General features: G+C 65.0%; 18 protein-coding genes. 9 read left to right on the top strand and 9 right to left on the bottom strand.

Annotation, left to right across the window (positions count from 1 at the left end; genetic code table 11):
• Positions 1–127 precede the first annotated feature (127 nt).
• The 3 genes from rpe to P9236_RS13300 all read left to right on the top strand — a co-directional run bounded on the left by rpe (position 128) and on the right by P9236_RS13300 (position 3,432).
• Positions 128–805: a ribulose-phosphate 3-epimerase gene (gene rpe / locus P9236_RS13310; protein WP_278075085.1), complete on the top strand. Its 678-nt coding sequence runs from the start codon at positions 128–130 to the stop codon at positions 803–805.
• Between the two features lie 259 nt (positions 806–1,064).
• Entirely contained in the window at positions 1,065–1,808 is a 744-nt protein-coding gene (locus P9236_RS13305; RefSeq protein WP_278075084.1) for a GntR family transcriptional regulator, read from the top strand.
• A gap of 97 nt (positions 1,809–1,905) precedes the next feature.
• Positions 1,906–3,432, top strand: coding sequence for a malonyl-CoA synthase (locus P9236_RS13300; RefSeq protein ID WP_278075083.1), 1,527 nt, complete (start codon positions 1,906–1,908; stop codon positions 3,430–3,432).
• A gap of 271 nt (positions 3,433–3,703) precedes the next feature.
• Here P9236_RS13300 and nagA read toward each other — a convergent pair whose 3' ends face one another.
• From nagA to P9236_RS13280, 4 genes are all read right to left on the bottom strand, one after another.
• A complete protein-coding gene (gene nagA, locus P9236_RS13295) occupies positions 3,704–4,873 on the bottom strand; it encodes an N-acetylglucosamine-6-phosphate deacetylase (RefSeq protein ID WP_278075082.1) in 1,170 nt (389 codons plus the stop codon).
• On the bottom strand, positions 4,870–5,901 hold the full coding sequence (locus tag P9236_RS13290; RefSeq protein ID WP_278075081.1) for an SIS domain-containing protein: 1,032 nt from the start codon (positions 5,899–5,901) through the stop codon (positions 4,870–4,872). The genes nagA and P9236_RS13290 overlap by 4 nt, the downstream gene beginning before the upstream one ends.
• Complete coding sequence (locus P9236_RS13285; RefSeq protein ID WP_278075080.1) at positions 5,898–6,677, bottom strand: GntR family transcriptional regulator; 780 nt, start codon at positions 6,675–6,677, stop codon at positions 5,898–5,900. The genes P9236_RS13290 and P9236_RS13285 overlap by 4 nt, the downstream gene beginning before the upstream one ends.
• 137 nt (positions 6,678–6,814) lie before the next feature.
• Positions 6,815–7,696, bottom strand: coding sequence for an N-acetylglucosamine kinase (locus tag P9236_RS13280; RefSeq protein WP_278075079.1), 882 nt, complete (start codon positions 7,694–7,696; stop codon positions 6,815–6,817).
• A 199-nt stretch (positions 7,697–7,895) separates the two neighbouring features.
• Between P9236_RS13280 and P9236_RS13275 the strand changes: the two genes are divergently transcribed.
• From P9236_RS13275 to P9236_RS13250, 6 genes are all read left to right on the top strand, one after another.
• Positions 7,896–8,804: an N-acetylmuramic acid 6-phosphate etherase gene (locus P9236_RS13275; RefSeq protein WP_278075078.1), complete on the top strand. Its 909-nt coding sequence runs from the start codon at positions 7,896–7,898 to the stop codon at positions 8,802–8,804.
• A 52-nt stretch (positions 8,805–8,856) separates the two neighbouring features.
• Positions 8,857–10,116 (top strand): ABC transporter substrate-binding protein, encoded by a 1,260-nt coding sequence (locus tag P9236_RS13270; protein WP_278075077.1) that lies wholly within the window; start codon positions 8,857–8,859, stop codon positions 10,114–10,116.
• A 226-nt stretch (positions 10,117–10,342) separates the two neighbouring features.
• The gene (locus P9236_RS13265) at positions 10,343–11,272 is read left to right on the top strand and encodes a sugar ABC transporter permease (RefSeq protein WP_278075076.1); all 930 of its coding nucleotides are present in this window, start codon (positions 10,343–10,345) and stop codon (positions 11,270–11,272) included.
• 7 nt (positions 11,273–11,279) lie between these two features.
• Positions 11,280–12,119, top strand: coding sequence for a carbohydrate ABC transporter permease (locus P9236_RS13260; RefSeq protein ID WP_278075075.1), 840 nt, complete (start codon positions 11,280–11,282; stop codon positions 12,117–12,119).
• Positions 12,116–13,177, top strand: coding sequence for a Gfo/Idh/MocA family oxidoreductase (locus P9236_RS13255; RefSeq protein WP_278075074.1), 1,062 nt, complete (start codon positions 12,116–12,118; stop codon positions 13,175–13,177). Before P9236_RS13260 ends, P9236_RS13255 begins: the two co-directional genes overlap by 4 nt.
• A gap of 15 nt (positions 13,178–13,192) precedes the next feature.
• The gene (locus P9236_RS13250; RefSeq protein WP_278075073.1) at positions 13,193–14,191 is read left to right on the top strand and encodes an ABC transporter ATP-binding protein; all 999 of its coding nucleotides are present in this window, start codon (positions 13,193–13,195) and stop codon (positions 14,189–14,191) included.
• A gap of 206 nt (positions 14,192–14,397) precedes the next feature.
• Here P9236_RS13250 and P9236_RS13245 read toward each other — a convergent pair whose 3' ends face one another.
• The 5 genes from P9236_RS13245 to P9236_RS13225 all read right to left on the bottom strand — a co-directional run bounded on the left by P9236_RS13245 (position 14,398) and on the right by P9236_RS13225 (position 21,379).
• Positions 14,398–15,243: a fumarylacetoacetate hydrolase family protein gene (locus P9236_RS13245; protein ID WP_278075072.1), complete on the bottom strand. Its 846-nt coding sequence runs from the start codon at positions 15,241–15,243 to the stop codon at positions 14,398–14,400.
• Between the two features lie 227 nt (positions 15,244–15,470).
• Positions 15,471–16,202, bottom strand: coding sequence for an SDR family oxidoreductase (locus P9236_RS13240; RefSeq protein WP_278075071.1), 732 nt, complete (start codon positions 16,200–16,202; stop codon positions 15,471–15,473).
• A 481-nt stretch (positions 16,203–16,683) separates the two neighbouring features.
• Positions 16,684–19,059, bottom strand: coding sequence for an aldehyde dehydrogenase family protein (locus tag P9236_RS13235; RefSeq protein ID WP_278075070.1), 2,376 nt, complete (start codon positions 19,057–19,059; stop codon positions 16,684–16,686).
• 241 nt (positions 19,060–19,300) lie between these two features.
• Complete coding sequence (gene deoC / locus P9236_RS13230) at positions 19,301–20,350, bottom strand: deoxyribose-phosphate aldolase (protein ID WP_278075069.1); 1,050 nt, start codon at positions 20,348–20,350, stop codon at positions 19,301–19,303.
• Between the two features lie 201 nt (positions 20,351–20,551).
• Positions 20,552–21,379 (bottom strand): ferredoxin--NADP reductase, encoded by an 828-nt coding sequence (locus P9236_RS13225; protein WP_278075068.1) that lies wholly within the window; start codon positions 21,377–21,379, stop codon positions 20,552–20,554.
• Positions 21,380–21,487 lie beyond the last annotated feature (108 nt).

The following is a 21,487-nucleotide window of genomic DNA, read 5'->3' as shown; positions in this document are numbered from 1 at the left end:
TGCGTTCCCGTACACCCGTCGACCGATGCGGAAAACATGCTTCCCCTTGACCAGACGATGGTCTAGGCAGACGCGCAAGGAAGGCGCGCAACCCAGCGCGCCGACGTCGATCCGGGAGAGGCCTTTCATGAGCAAGAAGACCCTGATCGCGCCATCGGTGCTGGCATCGGATTTCTCCAAGCTCGGCGATGAGGTCGAGGCGGTCGCGGCGGCAGGGGCCGACTGGATCCATCTCGATGTCATGGACGGTCACTTCGTGCCCAACATCACCTTCGGCCCACCGGTGATCAAGGCGATCCGCAATCGCACGAAGGCCTTTTTCGACTGCCATTTGATGATTGCGCCGGCCGACCCCTACCTGGCCGCCTTCGCCGAGGCCGGCTGCGACGGCATGACCGTGCACGCCGAGGCCGGCCCGCATCTCGACCGCTCGCTGCAGACAATAAAAGGCCTCGGCAAGAAGGCCGGCGTCTCGCTCAACCCGGCGACCCCGGAAACGGCGATCGAATATGTGCTCGACCGGCTCGACCTCATCCTGATCATGACCGTCAATCCCGGCTTCGGCGGGCAGGCGTTCATCCCGGCGATCGTCGACAAGGTAAGACGGGTGAAGGCGCTGATCGGCAACCGCCCGATCCGCATCGAGATCGACGGCGGCGTCTCGCCGGAGACAGCACCGCTGGTGACGGCCGCCGGCGCCGACGTGCTGGTGGCGGGGGCGGCGATCTTCAAAGGCGGCACGGTCGAAGCCTATCGGGCAAATATCGAGGCAATCCGTTCAGCAGCCGACAAAGCCGCCAATTGAAGATATCGAGGGCTTATTGCCAGCAAAAGCCGCCGCGCTGCTGAACGCCTGTTCAATACACAAGTTATATCGAGCCCCCCAACAACGTCAGCTTTTTCCGACTGATTTTTACTTTATTCGATAATAGACCCCGTCTTGTCTTAAAGTCGAATATCGCCACCCTCCGCTTTTAGACGGCAGTGCCCGGCTGTATGATACATGTACGGAGATTGCTTCGCCGAGGGCCCTGACAAAACAGGGGCAAGCAATGGGAGTTCGATTGACATACCCAAACGCCGATACGGGCGAAGGCAAGGGGGCCAAGAGCACGCTGGCCAGCTCGGTGTATCGTCAACTCCGCGAGGACCTGCTGCGCGGAGCCCTGGAGGCCGAGGGCAAGCTGCGCGTCGAATGGGTCGTTTCCCGCTATGGCGCCGGTGCCTCGCCGGTGCGCGAGGCGCTCAACCGCCTTGCCGCCGAAGGCTTGCTTGGCCGCCATGACCAGCGCGGCTTCTTCCTGATGCCGGTGAGCGCGGCCGAGCTGGAGGAACTCACCCGCACCCGCTGCTGGCTGGAAGAACGCGCCTTGCGCGAATCCATCGCCCATCGCACGGCCGAATGGGAAGAGCAGCTGGTATTGGCCCTGCATCGCCTGGCGCGCGCCGAGCGGCGCCAGCCCGACGATCCGGCAACCAACAATCCGGAATGGGAGACGCTGCACCGCGCCTTCCATCGCGCGCTGATTTCGGCATGCCGGTCGCATTGGCTGATCGGCTTTTGCGATCAGCTTTCCGACCAGGCCTCCCGCTACCGGCTGATCTCGCAGCGCGGCCCGGGCTCCGAACGCGACGACCTTGGCGAACACCGCACGATTGCGGAGCGGACGCTGGACGGCGATGCCGACGGCGCGGTCGAGGCCTTGCTCCGCCACTACCGGCTGACGGCGGAGATGTGCATGGCCCGCTTCAACCAGGGCTACGAGCCGAGAGCCGGGTCGGCCAAGGCCTCGCGCGGCCGCAGATAGCTGCCCGTGCGGGCGGCCGCCATACGCTCTCCCTGGAATTGCTCTGGCCGGCAAATCTGATATTCGCTCTGGCGGGCATTCGACGCCAGAGGACGACATGGCCAATCATCTGTTCGACGCTTTCCGCACCCGCATGCCGGCACCCGGTCGCCTGCTGATGGAGACGGACGACGGGCGTTCGATCGCCTATGGCGACATGCTGGCACGATCCGCGCAATTGGCGCACGCGCTGGTGCAGGCGGGCGTCCAGCCTGGCGACCGGATCGCCGTGCAGGTGGAGAAGACGCCGGAAGCCTTGCTCCTCTATCTCGCGTCCTTACGCACCGGTGCCGTCTTCCTGCCGCTCAACACCGCCTACACGCTGCCGGAGCTCGACTATTTCTTCCGCGACGCGGAACCGCGGCTGGTCGTCTGCGATCCCGAGAAAGCGTCGGATATCGGGGCGCTTACCGCGTCGGCGGGAGCCGCAACGCTGACGCTTGGCCGCGACGGGCGCGGCACGCTCGCCGATGGCGCCGCGCGGCAGCCGACGGATTTCGCGGATGTGGCGCGCGGTCCGGACGATCTTGCCGCCATCCTTTACACCTCCGGCACGACGGGCCGCTCGAAGGGCGCCATGCTCAGCCACGAGAACCTCGCCTCGAACGCGCGCGTGCTGGTGGAGCACTGGCGCTTCGACGCCGACGACGTGCTGATCCACGCGCTGCCGATCTTCCACACGCATGGCCTGTTCGTCGCCACCAACGTCATCCTGATGGCCGGCGCCAAGATGCTGTTCGAACGGAAGTTCGACCCGGGCCGTGTCATTTCGCTTTTGCCTCGAGCGACCGCGCTGATGGGCGTGCCGACTTTCTATGTGCGTCTCCTGCAGCAGGACGGGCTGACGAGAGATGCGGCGAGGCACATGCGGCTGTTCATCTCGGGCTCGGCGCCGCTGCTTGCCGAGACGCACAATGCCTGGCGAGAGCGCACCGGCCACGCCATCCTCGAACGCTACGGCATGACCGAAACCAACATGAACACGTCCAACCCCTATGACAGCGAGCGACGCGCCGGCACGGTCGGCTTTCCCCTGCCGGGTGTCTCGCTGCGCATCGCCGATCCTGAGACAGCTGCGCCGCTTACCCAGGGCGAGATCGGCATGATCGAGGTGAAGGGACCGAACGTCTTTGCCGGCTATTGGCGGATGCCGGAGAAGACCAAGGCCGAGTTCCGCGGCGACGGCTTCTTCATCACCGGCGATCTCGGGCTGATCGATGCCGACGGCTATGTCCACATCGTCGGCCGCGGCAAGGACCTGATCATCTCGGGCGGCTACAACGTGTACCCGAAGGAGATCGAGAGCGAGATCGACGCGCTTGCCGGAGTCAGCGAAAGCGCCGTGATCGGCGTCGCCCATCCGGACTTCGGCGAAGGGGTCACGGCGGTAGTGGTACGCAAACCGGGATCGGCGATCAGCGCCGCCGATATCGCCGCCGCCATCGCCGGGCGGCTGGCGAAATACAAGCATCCGAAGCAGGTGATCTTCGTCGACGAGTTGCCGCGCAACACGATGGGCAAGGTGCAGAAGAACGTCTTGCGCGAGGCGTACAAGGATATCTATGCGACGAGCAAAGCCGGCTAACAGTATAATGGCAGGGTCGGCGCACATCGCAGGACCCATGCTGTGACATTGTTGAGGAACGCGGCGGCGTAAGGTGACATCGGTCGTGATCCTTCGCGCCCCCCTCAGTCCTGCCGGACATCTCCCCCACTTGGAGGGAGATCGGACGTCACCGCGGCTTTCGCCAATCGTCAACGTCGCGGGATTGAGCGGGGGCGCTGAAACTGCCAATCTCCCCCCTTGTGGGGGAGATGTCCGGCAGGACAGAGGGGGGCGCTGTCCCGCCAGCGCTTCAAAGAGAGGCCTTGGCGGCAAACGCCCTCTCGCCGCCGATCCAGACATTCTTGACGTCCAGATCATCCGACAGGCCGACGATGTCTGCCGCCGTGCCGTTTGCGAAGCGGCCGAGGCGGTGCGCTTGGCCGACCGCCTCGGCGGGATAGAGCGAGGCCATGCGCAGGGCCTCGTCGAGATCGAGCCCGACGACGCGATGGACGAAGCGCACGGCCGAGATCATGTCGAGGTCGGCGCCGGCCAGCGTGCCGTCGGCGAGCCTGAGACTCCCGTCCTTGCGGTAGATGGTGCGGCCGTTGAGGGTGAAGGAGGTCATGTCGGTGCCGATCGTCGCCATGGCATCGGTGACCAAAAGGATCTTGCCCGGCCCCTTTTTGGCATTGAGCGCTAGCGTCATCGTGCCCGGGTGGACATGGATGCCGTCGGCGATGATGCCGGCGTAGAGACCGCCTGTGTCGATGGCCGCTCCGGCCAGTCCGGGCTCGCGATTGCCGATCTGGCTCATCGCGTTGAAGAGGTGGGTGACGACCGTTGCCCCGGCTTCGGCGAAGGCCGTTGCCGTGGCATAGTCGGTGTCGGAATGGCCGAGGCTGACGATGATGCCAGCCCCGGCGAGCGCCGTGACGCGGGCCGGCTCAACCGATTCCGGCGCGATCGTGGTGAGCAGCACCGGCAGGTCCCGGCGCGCGGCGATCAGCGCCGCCTGGTCGGCGTCCGTCATCGGCCGGATGAGGGCTGGATCATGCGCACCCTTGCGCGCTATGGACAGATGTGGGCCTTCGAGGTGCAGGCCGAGGAAACCCGGCACTTTCCGCGCAGCCTCGGCGCCGGCGGCGACGGCCGCGGCGGTGATCGCCGGCGTGTCGGTGATCAGCGTCGGCAGCAGCGCCGTGGTGCCGAACGGCGCATGCGCCCGGCAGATGGTCTCGATCGAGGCGACATCGGGATGGTCGTTGAGCATGACGCCGCCGCCGCCATTGACCTGGATGTCGACGAAGCCGGGAGCCAGCAGGCCGCCGCCGGTCTCGACCAAGGACACGCCGGACGGAATGGCGCCAGTGGGCAGAATGGCCTCGACCATGCCGTCCTTGACGACGAGCGCCGCATCGTCATGCCAGTCGGCGCCATCGAAGATGCGGGCGCCAGTGAGGGCGAAACGGTCGCTCATACGGTTTCCGTCACCTTGCGCAAGTTACGCGGCGCATCCGGGTCGAGGCCGCGATGGCGCGCGAAGGCCTCGACGAAGCCGTAGAAGGACACGATCAGCGCCAGCGGGTCGGTCAGCGGATGGCCGGTCGCGACATGCGGCAGAGGCCTCGCGCTCTTGGCCTTGTCGGAAGTAACGAAAGCGGCCGCGCCCTTGGCTGCCACGCTGTCGGCGGCCTCGGCCACGGAAGGCTCCGACGCGTCGCGGGCGGCGAGCGCCAGGACCGGGAAGCCCGGTCCGACCAGCGCCAGCGGCCCATGCATCACCTCGGCGGCGCTGTAGGCCTCGGCATGCATGGCGCAGGTCTCCTTGAACTTCAGCGCCGCCTCGCTGGCGATCGCGAAGGACGGGCCGCGGCCGAGGATGAACAGCGACTGCGGCGTCTCGAGCGCCGCTGCCAGCGCCATCCAGTCGCAAGCGATCGCCTTCTCGAAATGTTCGGGCAGGCGGGCGAGCGCTGAAAGCAGCGCCTGGTCGCCAGTGCTGTGCGCCATCAGCGCCAGGGCAGCAACGGCCGAATTGACGAAGGTCTTGGTGGCCGCGACACTGCGCTCCGGCCCGGCGAGAATGTCGATGGCGTAGTCCGAGGCGCGCGCCAGCGGCGAGTCGGCCGTGTTGGTGATGGCGACTGTCAGCGCGCCGCCCACCCTCGCCGTTTCGGCCATGGCGACGATGTCGGGGCTTTTGCCCGACTGCGAGATCGCCAGACAAGCCGAGCCGCGGAGTCTGAGCTTCGCGCCGTAAATGGAAGCGATCGACGGGCCGACCGAGGCAACTGCGAGGCCGGCCGTCAGCTCCACGGCATATTTCGTGAACGTGGCCGCATGGTCGGACGAGCCGCGCGCCACGGTGACGACGAAATTCGGATCGCGCTCGCGAAGGCCGCGGCCGGCCTCGGCCAGCGCCTTGGCCGAGCCATCCAGCAGGCGGGCGGTGGCCGCCGGGATCTCTTCGATCTCGCGCCGCATGTGAGTGGTAGTCGCCCTCATGGCCGGATCTCCTCTCCCGGCCCGGTCAGCCGGAGTTCCGCGACGAAGTCATAGGCGTCGCCTCGATAGATCGAGCGGGTAAATTCGATCACCTTGCCGCTCGCCAGATAGGAAATACGTTCGATGTGCAGGCCGGCAACCCCCGGCGGCACTTCGAGCAGGCGCGCGTCGGCGTCGCCGAGATTGGCGGCAGAGATGCGCTGCACCGCCCGCACAGGGCGGTTGCCGGTCAGTTCCAGCGCCGCGTAGAGCGAGGAGCCTATCGCCTCGGGATCGGGAAGGACACTGGCCGAGAGCGCGGCGCGCTCGATGGCCAGCGGCGTGTCGTTGGCGATGCGCAGGCGGGCCACACGCGCCACCAGCTCGTTCGACGACAGACCGAGCACCATCATCTCGTCCGGCGAGGGCGCATAGAGGCCGCGGTCGAGCCAGGCCGAGCGCACGACCATGCCGCGGCGCGCCATGTCCTCGGTGAAGGAGGTGAGCCTCGACAGCGACTGCTCGACGCGCTCCATGCGCGGCGCGACGAAGGTGCCGGAGCCGTGACGCTGGACGAGGATGCCGCCCTTGACCAGATCCTGCACCGCCTTGCGCACGGTGACGCGCGAGATGTCGGCCTTGCTGGCGATGTCGCGCTCGGAGGGCAGCGCGTCGCCCGGACCGATCAGGCCGCGATTGACTGCTTCCTCGATGCTTTTCCTGAGCTGCAAATAGAGCGGCGCGCCGCTCTGCGAGGATTCTTTCAGCATGGCGAAGATCTGGTCGGCGGCGCTCATCGCGGCGCCTCCGGCAGCATGGCGAAGATCCGGTCGGCGGCGCTCATCGCAGCGCCTCCGGCAGCATAGCGAAGATCCGGTCGGCGGCGCTCATCGCGGCGCCTCCGGCAGCATGGCGAAGATCCGGTCGGCGGCGCTCATCGGCCAGCCCCCGATTTGCCGGCAAAGATGCGCACGGCCATCTGCACCGCGCCGCCGAGCGCGTCGTCGAGCGGGGCCTTCAGCAGCGCCTGATAGCGCGCGGACAGGCGAGGCGTATAAAGCGGCGCCAGGCCGCCGAGCAGGCAGAGCGGAGCGTCGTCGGCGAGATCGAGCGCGTCAAGCGAGGCCTCGACGTCCGCAACCGCCTTGTCGAGGATAAAGTTGGCGACGAGATCGCCCTTGGCTGCATGCTCGAAGACCTTGGGCGCGAAACCGCCGAAGTCGCCGGGCTTGGCATTGGTGGTGAACTCGACCACATCCTCGGGATTGTTGCGGAACACGGCGAGCATCGCTTCCGTCAGCGGCGAACCTGGGCGGATGCCGTCATAGGCAAGCAGCGTCTGCTCGAGCAGGTCGCGGCCGATGCGGGCGCCGCTGCCCTGATCGCCGACCTGGAAGCCCCAGCCGCCGATGGTGCGCGACTTGCCGTTCTTGCGCGCCATATAGGCGGTGCCGGTGCCGAGGATGGCCATGGCGCCGTCGCCGGACCCGACAGCGCCTTCGAGCGCGATCTCGGCATCGGTTTCGACGCGGCTCTTGCTGAAGGGCAGGATCGCTTCCAACTGCTGCCTGTAGGTGCCGACATTGGCGCCGGCTAGGCCGAGAATGGCAGGCGTCTCGGGGATCAGCTCCGGATCCTGGCCGGCGGCGAGAAAAGCCTGCCTTGCCGCATCGACGATGTTGGCGCGCGCGCCGGTGAGGTCGGTGCGGATATTGGCCGCGCCGCTTTTGGCGCGCCCAACGACGTTGCCGTCGACGGTCGCAAGGGCCGCCCTGCAGCTGGTGCCGCCGCCATCGATGCCAAGCACGAATTTCACGCGATTTCTCCTCGCGGCGGATAATACCAATAAAATACCAATAGCCAAGCGTTAATTTGGGTTCAAAAAAGATTAAGGCGCATTTTATTGAAAAAACAAGATAATTCGCCGGCAAGGCAATTCCAGGTCGCGAAATCCGTTAATGGATGTGGACAAGTGGTATTTTTTTGGTATTGTTCGCTCAGTTGGAGGAAAGCGGATGGCCGAGACGCGCACGGAAGCGCTTCATCAGAACGCCGAGGGGCTGGATGTCCAGACCCCGGAAGCCATCCTCACGTTCCTGGCCAACGCCCAGATCGAGGCCGCAAAGGCCGTTCACGGCGCCATTCCGGCGATCGCCGAAGCCGCCGAATTGATCGCAAGACGATTGAAGGCCGGCGGCAGGCTCGCCTATGCAGCAGCCGGCAGCTCCGGCCTGATGGCCGTCGCCGATGCGCTGGAGCTGCCCGGCACATTCGGCATCGCGCGTGACCGCATCGCCATCCTGATCGCCGGCGGCGACGAGGCCTTCCATACGCTTGCTGGCGGGCCGGAAGATGATACCGAGGAAGCCGCCGCAGCCGTGGCGAAGGCCAAAATCGGCAAGGGCGATTGTCTGATCGCCGTCTCCGCCAGCGGTTCGACGCCTTACGCCGTCCAGGCTATTGGCGATGCGCGGCGGCGCGGCGCGGCAACGATCGCTATCGCCAACAACAAGGGCGCGCCGCTGTTCAGCGAGGCCGACGTCGCCATCCTGCTCGAGACGCCGCCGGAGTTGATCGCCGGCTCGACGCGCATGGGCGCCGGCACGGCGCAGAAGATCGCGCTCAACATGCTGTCGACGCTCGCGGCCATCCATCTCGGCCATGTGCATGATGGCTACATGGTCAATCTCACCGCCGACAACATCAAGCTGCGCGAGCGTGCCATCCGGATGGTCGCCGCCATCAGCGGGCGCAGCCGCGACGATGCAGCGCGCCTGCTCGAAGAGAGCGGCGGCGGCGTCAAGACTGCCATTCTGCTCGCCGCAGGCGCTGCCAACGCCGACGCGGCCGAGAAGATACTGGAAGGAGCCGGCCAGAAGCTAAGGCCGGCGCTTTCCGCGATCGAGGGGAGCAAAGGGCGCTAGCCGCTGTTCTCATCAGAACCGAACCTGAAAAAGGTCAACAGGGAGACTGAACATGACGACCAAACTACTGACGGCACTGCTGCTCGGCACGAGCATTCTCGGCACCACCGGGATGGCGCTCGCCGAGGATGTCACACTCAACATCGAGAGCTGGCGCGGCGACGACCTGACCATCTGGAAGGACAAGTTGATCCCGGCCTTCGAGGCCAAGAACCCCGGCATCAAGGTGGTGTTCGCGCCGTCGGCGCCGACCGAGTATGACGCTGCGCTCGGCGCCAAGCTCACCGCCGGCTCGGCTGGCGACCTGATCACCTGCCGGCCGTTCGACAAGTCGCTCGAGCTGTTCAAGAAGGGCAACCTCGCCGACCTCACTTCGCTGCCCGGCATGGAGAACTTCTCGCCGGTCGCCAAGGCGGCCTGGCAGACCGACGACGGCAAGTCGAGCTTCTGCGTGCCGATGGCTTCGGTCATCCACGGCTTCATCTACAACAAGGACGCCTTCGACAAGCTCGGCCTCAAGGTGCCGACCACGGTCGACGAGTTCTACGCCGTGCTCGACAAGATCAAGGCCGACGGAACCTACATCCCGATGGCGATGGGCACCAAGGACCTCTGGGAAGCCGCGACCATGGGCTACCAGAATATCGGCCCGAACTACTGGAAGGGCGAGGAAGGCCGTCAGGCGCTGATCAAGGGCGAACAGAAGCTGACCGATCCGCAGTGGGTCGAGCCTTACAAGGAACTGGCCAAGTGGAAGCCCTATCTCGGCGACGGCTTCGAGGCGCAGACCTATCCGGACAGCCAGAACCTGTTCACGCTCGGCCGCGCCGCCATCTATCCGGCCGGCTCGTGGGAGATCGGCCTGTTCAACACGCAGGCGCAGTTCAAGATGGGCGCCTTCCCGCCGCCGGTGCAGAAGGCCGGCGACACCTGCTACATCTCCGACCACACCGATATCGGCATGGGCCTGAACGCGGCCTCGAAGCATCCGGAAGAGGCGAAGAAGTTCCTGGCCTGGGTCGCCTCGCCGGACTTCGCCACCATCTACGCCAACGCGCTGCCGGGCTTTTTCAGCCTGAACAGCACGCCGGTGAAGATGGAAGACCCGCTGGCGCAGGAATTCGTCTCCTGGCGCGGCAAGTGCAAGTCGACGATCCGCTCGACCTACCAGATCCTGTCGCGCGGCACACCGAACCTCGAGAACGAGACCTGGGTTGAATCGGCCAACGTGATCAACGGAACCGACACGCCGGAAGCGGCGGCCAAGAAGCTGCAGGACGGCCTCGACAGCTGGTACAAGCCGACGAAGTAATCTTCGCTATCGAACCGGCCGGGCGCCTGCCCGGCCGGCATTCGGACAGTTCCTAGATAGCGATTGTCGGCGCCGCCTCTCGGTCTTACCCTCACCCTTGCGGGGAAGACGAAGCCGCACTGTCGCTGGCCTTGTCCTTCGCATTATGGGGACAGTCAGGCCGTGCATCGAGGCATCAGCTAAGCGTTCATCGACCTGGAACCGAGAGACGGCGGGGACCGAACTCATGGCCGCACAAACACGACCCAAGAAACCGATCCGCTGGCATATCGGCGTCTTCCTGGCGCCGGCGGTACTCGTCTACACGGCAATCATGATCCTGCCGCTGTTCGGCACCCTCCAACTCTCATTGTTCCGCAACATCGAGCAGTCCCAGGTGTTCGTCGGGCTCGGCAATTTCCGCACGCTGTTCGGCGACCCCAACTGGTCGGTGAATTTCTGGAACGCACTCAGGAACAACGTCTGGTTCTTCATCATCCACATGCTGGTGCAGAACCCGATCGGCGTCCTGCTCGCGGCACTTCTGTCCAGCCCGAGGCTCCGCTTCGCCGCCTTCTACCGCACGGCGATCTTCGTGCCGACCATCCTGTCCTTCGTCATCGTCGGCTTCGCGTGGAAGCTGATCCTGTCGCCGATCTGGGGCGTGGCGCCGCACCTGCTCGACTTCGTCGGGCTGAAGAGCCTGTTCACACCGTGGCTCGGCAAGGAGCAATATGCACTGACCGCGCTCAGCCTGGTCTCGGTCTGGCAGTTCGTCGGCATCCCGATGATGCTGATCTATGCTGCGCTGCTGTCGATCCCGGACGAGGTGATCGAGGCCGCCGAATGCGACGGCGTCACCGGTATGGCGCAATTCTGGAAAATCAAGCTGCCGCTGATCCTGCCGTCGATCGGCATCATCTCGATCCTGACCTTCGTCGGCAACTTCAACGCCTTCGATCTGATCTACACCGCGCAAGGCGCGCTCGCCGGTCCGAACTATTCGACCGACATCCTCGGCACCTTCCTCTACCGCGCCTTCTTCGGCTTCCAGTTGCAGGTCGGCGACCCGAACATGGGCGCGGCGATCGCCACGATGATGTTCCTGATCATCCTTGCCGGCGTCTGCGTCTACCTGTTCCTCGTCCAGACGCGCCTGCGTCGCTACCAGTTCTGAGGGCGCCATGAGCACAGCCACCCGTTCCTTACCCCGCACCATCGGCGCCCATGCCGTGCTTTTGACCTACACAGTGATCGCGCTGTTCCCGGTGATCCTGGTGGTGGTGAATTCATTCAAGTCGCGCGCGGGCATCTTCGGCGCGCCGCTGACGCCGCCGACGCCGAAGACCTTCGACCTGATCGGCTACGCAACCGTCTTCGGCCAGGGTGATTTTTTCCACTATTTCCAGAACAGCCTCGTCGTCACCGTCGCCTCGCTGTTCTTCGTGCTTTTATTCGGCGCCATGGCCGGCTTCGCGCTGTCGGAGTACCGCTTCCGCGGTAATACCATGCTGGGGCTCTATCTCGCGCTCGGCATCATGATCCCGATCCGCCTCGGCACCGTCGCCATCCTGCAGCTGATGGTGGCGACCGGGCTGGTCAACACGCTGACGGCGCTGATCCTGGTCTACACCGCGCAGGGCCTGCCTTTAGCCATCTTCATCCTGTCGGAATTCATGAAGCAGGTGTCCGACGACCTGAAGAATGCGGGGCGCATCGACGGGCTGTCGGAATACACGATCTTCTTCCGCTTGGTGCTGCCGCTGGTCAGGCCGTCGATGGCGACGGTCGCCGTCTTCACCATGATCCCGATCTGGAACGATCTGTGGTTCCCGCTGATCCTGGCGCCGTCGGAACAGACCAAAACGGTGACGCTCGGCGCGCAGCTCTTCCTCGGGCAGTTCGTCACCAACTGGAACGCGATCCTGGCAGCGCTGTCGCTGGCGATCCTGCCGGTGCTCATCCTCTACGTCATCTTCTCGCGGCAGCTGATCCGCGGCATTACTTCCGGAGCCGTCAAGTGAGTTCAGAAAAACCCCTTCGCGTTGTCGTCGCCGGTCTCGGCAATATGGGCCGCAGCCATGCGCTCGCCTATCACACCAATCCGGGCTTCGAGATCGCGGCTTTGGTCAACCGTTCCGAGGTGCCGCTGCCGGATGGGCTTGGGCGTTACGGCATCAGACGCTCCTTCGAGGACGTGTTGCGCGAGGAGAAGCCGGACGTCGCCGCGATTGCCACCTATTCCGACAGCCATGCCGACTATGCGGTGAGGGCATTAGAGGCGGGTTGCCACGTCTTCGTCGAGAAGCCGCTGGCGACCACCGTGGCGGACGCCAAGCGCGTCGTCGACGCGGCCAAGGCCAACGGCAAAAAGCTGGTGATCGGCTATATCCTGCGCCACCATCCGTCCTGGGTGAGGCTGATCGCCGAGGCGCGCAAGCTCGGCGGCCCCTACGTGTTCCGCATGAACCTCAACCAGCAGTCCTCCGGCCACACCTGGGAGACACACAAGCAGCTGATGCAGACAACCTCGCCGATCGTCGACTGCGGCGTGCACTATCTTGACGTGATGCTGCAGATCACCGACGCCAAGCCGGTCGAGGTGCGCGGCATGGGGGCGCGGCTGACCGAGGAGGTGGCGGCCTCTATGTACAATTACGGCCATCTGCAAGTGTTGTTCGAGGACGGCTCGGTCGGCTGGTACGAGGCCGGCTGGGGTCCGATGATCTCGGAGACCGCGTTCTTCGTGAAGGACGTGATGTCGCCCAAGGGCTGCGTGTCGATCGTGACGAAGGAGGGCATCAAGTCCGATGACATCGACACCCACACCAAGACCTCGACCATCCGTCTGCACAGCGCCGCGACCGGTCCGGACGGCAAGTTTGCCAAGCAAGACGAGCTGCTGTCGATGGAAGGCGAGCCGGGGCACCAGGAGCTCTGCGACCGCGAACAGGCCTTCCTGCTCAAGGCCATCCGCGAGGACATCGACCTGACCCGCCACATGGACGACGCGGTGAGGTCGCTCGCCGTCTGCCTTGCCGCCGACGAGAGCGTGCGCAGCGGCGCCCCGATCAAACTCTAGAACAAGGACAAAGCCGTGGGCTCGCTGAACATCGAGAATGTGAAGAAGGCTTTCGGGCCGGTCGAGGTGCTGAAGGGCATCGACCTCGAGGTCAATGACGGCGAGTTCGTCGTCTTCGTCGGCCCTTCCGGCTGCGGGAAGTCGACGCTGCTCAGGGTCATCGCCGGGTTGGAGGATTCGACCTCCGGCCGGGTGCTGATCGACGGCGACGACGTCTCGGTCACGCCACCGGCCAAACGCGGCATCGCCATGGTGTTCCAGACCTACGCGCTCTACCCGCATCTGACGGTGAAGAACAATATGGGCCTCGGCCTGAAGCAGGCCGGCACACCCTCGGCCGAGATCGAGCGCCGCATCAAGATCGCTTCGGCCATGCTGTCGCTCGAGCCCTATCTCGAGCGCCGCCCGGCGGAACTCTCGGGCGGTCAGCGCCAGCGCGTCGCCATCGGCCGCGCCGTGGTGCGCGAGCCGAAGCTCTTTCTCTTCGACGAGCCGCTGTCGAACCTCGACGCGGCACTGCGTGTCAATACGAGGCTCGAGATCGCGCAGCTGCACCGGCGGCTGAAGGCGACGATGATCTACGTCACCCACGACCAGGTCGAGGCGATGACGCTGGCCGACAAGATCGTCGTGCTCAATGCCGGCCGCATCGAGCAGATCGGCAGCCCGATGGAGCTCTACAACTCGCCGGCCAACGAATTCGTCGCCGGCTTCATCGGCTCGCCGAAGATGAATTTCATCGACGGCGCGAAGCTCGGCGAGACGGCCAAGACCATCGGCGTGCGCCCGGAACATCTCACTGTCGATGCGAAGTCCGGCGCCTGGAAAGGCACGGTGGTGCATGCCGAGCATCTCGGCGCCGACACCAACCTCTATCTCGACTGCGAGAAGGCCGGCCTGCTCACCGTGCGCATCTTCGGCGTCTACAACGCCGAGCCAGGCTCGACACTTTATGCGACGCCGGACCCGGGGAAGACGTATCGGTTTGGGGCGGATGGAAGAGTGCTGAGGTAGCGCAGACCTTTCCTTCTCCCCCTGTGGGAGAAGGTGGATCGGCGCGCAGCGCCGAGACGGATGAGGGGTGCTCCAGCGGAGTGCGACCTCGAAGATTTGGGAGATCCCCTGGGCGCTTACTTCTGCAGCGCCGCGATCCTTCCAACACCCCTCATCCGGCCGCTTCGCGGCCACCTTCTCCCGCAAGGGGAGAAGGGAAGTCTACGCTACTCGTCCGCCCTGAACGTCTGCTTCTGCTGGCCCATGCCTTCGATGCCGAGCTCGACGACGTCGCCCGCTTTGAGGAACACCGGCGGCTTCATGCCGAGGCCGACGCCGGGCGGCGTGCCGGTGGAGATGATGTCGCCGGGATGCAGCGACATGAACTGGCTGAGATAGGAGACCAGATACTTCACGCCGTAGACCATGGTCTTGGTCGAGCCGTTCTGCATGGTCTTGCCGTTGACGGTCAGCCACATCTTGAGGTTCTGCGGATCGGCGATCTCGTCCGTGGTCACCAGCCATGGGCCGATCGGGCCAAACGTGTCGCAGGACTTGCCCTTGGTCCACTGGCCCTGGCGCTCGGCCTGAAAGGCACGTTCTGACACGTCATGCGAGACGCAATAGCCGGCAACATAATCGAGCGCGTCTTCCTCGCTGACATATTTCGCCGTCTTGCCGATGACGACGCCGAGCTCGACCTCCCAGTCGGTCTTGACCGAGCCGCGCGGGATCAGCACGTCGTCATCCGGTCCGACGATGGCCGAGCTTGCCTTCATGAAGATGATCGGCTCCGGCGGCACGGTGGCGCCGGTCTCGGCGGCGTGGTCGGAATAGTTGAGGCCGATGCAGATGAATTTGCCGGTGCCGGCGACGCAGGCGCCCATGCGCGGCTTGCCGGAAACCGCCGGCAGAGATTTCGGATCGAGCTTCGACAACATCTCCAGCGAAGCCGGATGAAGCGCGGTGCCGGCGATGTCGGCGACATAGGCCGAAAGGTCGCGGATCGTGCCATCCTGATCGAGCAGGCCGGGACGTTCGCTCCCCACCTCGCCATAGCGCAGCAACTTCATCTTCGTTCTCCTACTTGCGGCCGAAGGCCGTTTGCAAAACTCTTCGCTCAGGCGACCGCTTCACTGCGGAAACCGGCGGACCGTATCCATCGAGCCGATCTCCGACAAGCGTGCACGACGCCCAGGGCAACCGATGGACAGGATTTTCAGACTTTCCGATCCTCTGCCGATAAACGCGGCGTTGGGCGCGATCTTCCTGTTCGCCGCCGATCTTTTCCCGGCGGCGGTCAGATCGACCAGCCGCCGTCGATATTGTAGGCCTGACCCGACGTATAGGTCGCTGCCGCCAGATAGACGGCGAGATCGGCGATCTCCTCGGGCGTGCCCAGCCTGCCCATGGGCTGGCGGGCGATGAAGGCCGCGCGCGCCGCCTCATAGTCGCCCTGCGCATGCATGCGGTCTTGCAGCGACGGGCTTTCGACCGTGCCGGGACAGATGGCGTTGCAGCGGATTCCTCTTGCGACATAGTCGGCGGCGACCGCCTTGGTGAGGCCGACTACGGCCGCCTTGGTCAAACCATAGACGAAGCGGTTCGGCACGCCCTTCTGCGAGCTCGCCAGCGACGCCATGTTGATGATCGAGCCGTCGCCGCGCTCCAGCATGCCGGGCAGCACGGCGCGGATCGTGCGGATCATCGAGCGGACATTGAGGTCGAGCGCGAAGTCGAGATCCTCGTCCTTCATCTCGAGGATGGAGCCGGAATGGACGAAGCCGGCGCAGTTGAACAGCACATCGACCGGGCCGATCTCGGCGAAGGCAGCCGCGACGGCCGCATCGTTCAGAACGTCGAGCTTGCGCGTCTTGATGCCGGAAGTCTTGGCGAGCTCGGCAAGGAGCGGTTCGTTGATGTCGGTGGCGTGAACTATGGCGCCGGCTCTGGCAAAGGCCAGCGCGCTCGCGCGTCCGATGCCTTGCGCCGCCGCGGTGACCACAACCACCTTGCCTGCCAGATCCGCCATTCTTCCCTCCGGGTGCCGCAAGCTTTCTACCGGCAGCCAAACTAGGCGCAATGTGCCAGGCGAGCTTGGCGCCTGACCTGCCATCTGCCGAAGACCAATTGTTTTTTCTGGTTAAAGAACACGTAACGAGGCGTCAAGCCTGGAGCAGGCATCGTTTCGGGTTTCGAATCTGTCTTGTCGCCCCCTTTTGAGCGCCGGCGCTGCCCCTCACCTGCCTGCCGGCATCCTCTCCCCGTATAGTGACGGGGAGAGGGGCGCTCTCATCGCCGGTTTCGCCAACCACCAACGTCGCAAAGGGGGCATCGTCGTTGCGGCCAGCTCCCTTCTCCCCGTCACTATACGGGGAGAAGGTCCCGGCAGGGGGATGAGGGGCGGCGCTGACTTCCGATACCACCAAGCCATACCACCAAGCCCGGAACCGTCGTCGGTTCGAGCGACCACCCTGAAGCGACAGAAGCGAACATCACTTCCGTCGCGCGCTTCAGTCGCCGTAAGGCACCCAGACGTTCTTGACCTCGATGGCGCGCCGCAGGAAGGCCTCGCCGGCGGCTTCGCCCGACGCCCAGTCGAGGCTGCGGCCGTTGCCGGTCCAGACGCGCTTGAGGTTGCCGATGGAGTCGGCCTCCGCCCTGGCGCAGGTTTCGGCATCGGCGAACAGCCAGAGCCCGTCGACATCATCGTGCTTCGCCAGCACGCCGGCGAGCTCGGCGCTCCGGCCGGTGACGATGTTGATAGCGCCGGCAGGCAAGTCGGAATATTCGATCACCTGGTAGAGGTCGGTGGCCAAAAGCGGGTGCCGCTCGGAGGGAACGGCGACCACGGTGTTGCCCATGGCAAGCGCCGGCGCCACCAGCGAGATGAAGCCGAGCAGCGGCTGGTTGTCCGGCGCGACGATGCCGACGACGCCAACCGGCTCATGCAGCGCCAGTGTCACGACGCGCGCCGGCGGCTGGTGGACGCGGCCCTCGAACTTGTCGGCGAGGCCGGCATAGAGGAACAGCCGCTCGATCGACTGCTCGACCTCCTCCCGCGCCGCCTTGGGAGCGACGCCGGTGAGCTGGACGAGGCGCGCGGCGAATTCGTCCGCGCGGCCGGAAAGGTTCTCGGCGAAGTAGTAAAGCACCTGGCTGCGGTTGAAGGCAGTCGCATCGGGCCAAGCCTTGCAGGCGCGCGCCGCGGCGACCGCGTCGCGGATGTCCTTGCGGTTGCCGAGACCGACCTCGCCGGCAAGCTTGCCCTTAGCGGTGGCGATGCCAAGCGAATAATTACTGTCCGGACGCACCTGCTTGCCGCCGATAAACAGCTTTGCCGTGCGGTCGATTGCCGTGCCGTCGGCCTGCTCGACGGGTTGCGCGGAAGTGGCTGCGGCGGGCTTAACAGCCGGGCCGATGGGAAGCTTCGCCGTCAGATATTCGAACATGCCCTCGCGGCCGCCCTCGCGGCCGAAGCCGCTTTCGCGGTAGCCGCCGAAGCCGCAGGCGGCGTCGAACATGTTGGTGCCGTTGACCCAGACCACGCCGGCCTTCAATTGCGGGGCGACATGCAAGGCGAGGTTGATGTTCTCGCTCCACACGGAAGCGGCAAGGCCGTAGCGCGTGTTGTTGGCAAGCTCGATCGCTTCCTCGGTGTTGCGGAAGCTCATCGTCGCCAGCACCGGTCCGAACACCTCCTCCTGCGCCAGGATATTAGCCGGCGAAACCGAGGTCGCGAGCGTCGGCAGGTGATAGTAGCCCGTCGTCGGCAAGGCGGCGTCGGGCTGCCAGCAGACCGCGCCCTGCCTGGCGCCCTCGGCGATCAGGCCCTTGACCCGGTCGAGCTGGGTGCGGTCGACCAAAGGACCGATATCGGTATTCTTGTCGAGCGGGCTGCCGACGCGCAGCCGGCTCATCCTGACCTTGACCTTGGCGATGAAGGCCTCGGCTACGCCTTCCTGCACAAGCAGGCGCGAGCCGGCGCAGCAGACCTGGCCCTGATTGAACCAGATGCCGTCGACCAGACCCTCGACGGCGCTGTCGAGATCGGCGTCCTCGAAGACGACGAAGGCCGACTTGCCGCCGAGTTCCAGCGAAAGCTTCTTGCCCGATCCAGCGGTTGCCTTGCGGATGATTTTGCCGACCTCGGAAGAGCCGGTGAAGGCGATCTTCTGGACGCCGGGATGGTTGACGATCGCCGCACCCGCTTCCGGTCCGCCCTGGACGATGTTGACGACGCCTTTCGGCACGCCTGCCCGCTCGCAGATCTCGGCGAACAGGATCGCGGTAAGCGGCGTGAATTCGGCCGGCTTCAGCACCACCGTGCAGCCGGCTGCGAGCGCGGGCGCGATCTTCCAGGCGAGCATCAGCAGCGGAAAATTCCACGGGATGACCTGGCCGACGACGCCGACTGGCTTGTGATCTGGAAAATCTTTCTCCAGCGTCTGCGCCCAGCCGGCATGATGGATGAAGTGACGGATCGCCAGCGGCACGTCGATGTCGCGGCTCTCGCGGATCGGCTTGCCGTTGTCGATCGATTCCAGCACCGCGAACAGGCGCTGATGGCGCTGCATGGCGCGGCCTATGGCATAGAGCACCTTGGCCCTGGCGTAGCCCGAAGTCGCGCTCCACTTCGGCAGCGCCTTGGCGGCCGCGGCAACCGCCGCGTCGATGTCGGCGGCGCCCGCATCCGAGACCTTGGCCAGCAGCTTGCCGGAGGACGGCTCGCTGGTGTCGAAAGTCTTGCCGCTCGCCGCCGCCTTCCAGGCGCCGTCGATGAACAGCGCCTTTGCGAAATCGCGCGAGGCCAACCAGGCGTCGGCCTCGTTGCGGGCCTCCGGCGCCGGGCCGTAATCCATGGCGTGATAGCGTTCGAGGATGTTCATGGGGCGCTCCTCCCCGCGGAGATTTCTGGATAAGTGGGTGCTCTACGGCGCCCCCCTCTGTCCTGCCGGACATCTCCCCCACTTGTGGGGAGATTGGCCGTCATCGGCGATTTCGCCAATCGCCGGCGTTGCAGGACTGGAGCGGACAAAGGCGCAAGCTGATCTCCCCCCTTGTGGGGGAGATGTCCGGCAGGACAGAGGGGGGCGCGAAGGAACTCGGCGTTCAAGGCCTTCACTCGCCTCACGCCATCGCGTGGCGATGGTTGGCCGAATAATGGCCGGTCAGATGATGCTCGAGCTGGCGTTCGATGTCGGTGAGCAGGCTGGAAGCGCCGAAGCGGAACAGCTCCGGCTCCAGCCACGGCCGCCCGAGCTCTTCCTTCATCAGCACCAGCCAGTCGAGCGAGGCCTTGGCAGTGGAGATGCCGCCAGCCGGCTTGAAGCCGATGAGATAGCCCGTCTCCTCGAAATAGGCGCGGATGGCACGCACCATGGCAAGGCCGACCGGAAGCGTGGCGTTGACACTTTCCTTGCCGGTCGAAGTCTTTATGAAGTCGGCGCCAGCCATCATCGCCACCATTGAGGCCAGCATGACATTGCGCAGCGTGGCGAGATCGCCGGTGCCGAGGATGACTTTCAAGTGCGCGTCGCCGCAGGCGGCGCGCATGGCGACGATCTCGTTGAACAGCTCGCGCCACTTGGCGCCGTAGACCAGGCCGCGCGGGATTACGACATCGATCTCGTCGGCGCCGTCGCGCACCGAGGCCTCGATCTCCTGCAGCCGGGTCGAGAGCGGCGCCAGGCCGTGCGGGAAGGCGGTGGAAACGGCGGCGACATGGATGCCGGTGCCGCGCAACGCTTCGACCGCGGTGGCGACGAAAGGATGATAGACGCAAACCGCAGCCGGACGGATGGTTTCGCCGGCGATGCCGAGCCCCTCGACGATATCCTTGCGCAGCGGATTGATCGCCTTGGCGCAAAGCCTGCGCACGCGCTCGTCGGTATCGTTGGAGTTCAGCGTGGTGAGATCCATGCAGGCAATCGCCCGCAGCAGCCAGGCGGCCTGGTTGTCGGCCTTGATCGAACGCCGTTTGGTGAGCGTGGCGACACGACGTTCCAGCGCCGAACGATTGACGCTGCGCACCGATTCCAGGAAACCGAGGTCGAGTTTCATGCCTGGATTGCGGGCAATGCCATGCTCCAGCGGCATCGGCGTGTTGGCGGCGGCACGCGCCGGCAGCGGCATGACCTTGGACGCGCCTGCGCCGGCCTCGCGGATGGTGCTGCTCATCTCCTGCCCTTTCATTCAGCGATGTGCACTGTTTGTCTTGGTGCGTGTCGTATTCCTAAAACCGCTCAACACTTTGGGCGACACGCACGAAGAATAGCCCGCGAAGTTGTCCTTCACGAGTCCTTCAGTGGGTCATAGCGGAAAAAGGCCGCGAAAGCAGCTGATTTTTGACCGTACGGTCAAAACAGAAAGGCGATACGCTCAGCCGACGAAGGCGCGCTCGACGACGAAGCTTGCCGGATGGCTGAGTGAGCCTTCCTGGAAGCCGAGGCTTTCGGCGAGCTCCTTGACGTCCTTCAGCATGTGCATCGAGCCGCAGATCATGATGCGGTCGGTCTCTGGATTGAGCTTGTCGATGCCGAGGTCGGAATAGAACTTGCCCGAGCCGATCAGCGCGGTGATGCGGCCCATGCGCGCCGACTCTTCGCGCGTCGTCGAATTGTAGAGCGTGACACGGCCGCCGGTCAGCTCGCCGATCAGCGGATCGTTTTCCAGAGCCGCCACCAGTTCCTGGCCGTAGACAAGCTCGGCTTTGTCGCGACAGGTGTGGGTCAGGAAGACGTGGTCGAACTTTTCATAGGTCTCGGGATCGCGCAGCAGGCTGGCGAAGGGCGCAATGCCGGTGCCGGTCGAGATCATGAACAGGCGTTTTGCGGGCGTAAGGGCGTCGAGCACCAGCGTGCCGGTCGCCTTCTGGCGCATGATGACGGTGTCGCCGACCTTTATCTTCTGCAGCTCGGAGGTCAATGGACCGTCCGGCACCTTGATCGAGAAAAATTCAAGCTCGTCGTCCCAAGCGGGGCTGGCGACGGAATAGGCACGGAAGATCGGCTTCTCGGCATTGGGCAGGCCGATCATGACGAACTCGCCGGAGCGGAAGCGCAGCGACTGGGGGCGGGTGATGCGGAAGGAGAACAACCGATCGGTATAATGCTTCACCGACACCACCGTCTCGGCATAGACATTGGCCGGGATCGGGAACTGGACCGGCCTGGCGCCGGCGATGTTGACCGCGGATGTCGTGTTCATCAACCCCAACTTTCCGGCCCAGACACAAGGTTCTGGCGCCAAACTTTTCCGTGCGCGCCCGGACGGTCGGGTCCCGACGTGCTTCTCACACACTGCCAGCAGTAAGCC

This window comes from Mesorhizobium sp. WSM4884 (assembly GCF_029625675.1).
Classification (GTDB): Bacteria; Pseudomonadota; Alphaproteobacteria; order Rhizobiales; family Rhizobiaceae; genus Mesorhizobium.
This window is presented reverse-complemented; position numbering and strand designations above follow the sequence as displayed.

Coding starts and splice junctions, on each gene's coding strand:
- P9236_RS13245 (WP_278075072.1), bottom strand. CDS start 15,243: ATGAAGTTGCTGCGCTATGGCGAGGTGGGGAGCGAACGTCCCGGCCTG.
- P9236_RS13240 (WP_278075071.1), bottom strand. CDS start 16,202: ATGGCGGATCTGGCAGGCAAGGTGGTTGTGGTCACCGCGGCGGCGCAA.
- P9236_RS13270 (WP_278075077.1), top strand. CDS start 8,857: ATGACGACCAAACTACTGACGGCACTGCTGCTCGGCACGAGCATTCTC.
- rpe (WP_278075085.1), top strand. CDS start 128: ATGAGCAAGAAGACCCTGATCGCGCCATCGGTGCTGGCATCGGATTTC.
- P9236_RS13290 (WP_278075081.1), bottom strand. CDS start 5,901: ATGAGGGCGACTACCACTCACATGCGGCGCGAGATCGAAGAGATCCCG.
- P9236_RS13285 (WP_278075080.1), bottom strand. CDS start 6,677: ATGAGCGCCGCCGACCAGATCTTCGCCATGCTGAAAGAATCCTCGCAG.
- nagA (WP_278075082.1), bottom strand. CDS start 4,873: ATGAGCGACCGTTTCGCCCTCACTGGCGCCCGCATCTTCGATGGCGCC.
- P9236_RS13260 (WP_278075075.1), top strand. CDS start 11,280: ATGAGCACAGCCACCCGTTCCTTACCCCGCACCATCGGCGCCCATGCC.
- P9236_RS13265 (WP_278075076.1), top strand. CDS start 10,343: ATGGCCGCACAAACACGACCCAAGAAACCGATCCGCTGGCATATCGGC.
- P9236_RS13300 (WP_278075083.1), top strand. CDS start 1,906: ATGGCCAATCATCTGTTCGACGCTTTCCGCACCCGCATGCCGGCACCC.
- deoC (WP_278075069.1), bottom strand. CDS start 20,350: ATGAGCAGCACCATCCGCGAGGCCGGCGCAGGCGCGTCCAAGGTCATG.
- P9236_RS13275 (WP_278075078.1), top strand. CDS start 7,896: ATGGCCGAGACGCGCACGGAAGCGCTTCATCAGAACGCCGAGGGGCTG.
- P9236_RS13225 (WP_278075068.1), bottom strand. CDS start 21,379: ATGAACACGACATCCGCGGTCAACATCGCCGGCGCCAGGCCGGTCCAG.
- P9236_RS13235 (WP_278075070.1), bottom strand. CDS start 19,059: ATGAACATCCTCGAACGCTATCACGCCATGGATTACGGCCCGGCGCCG.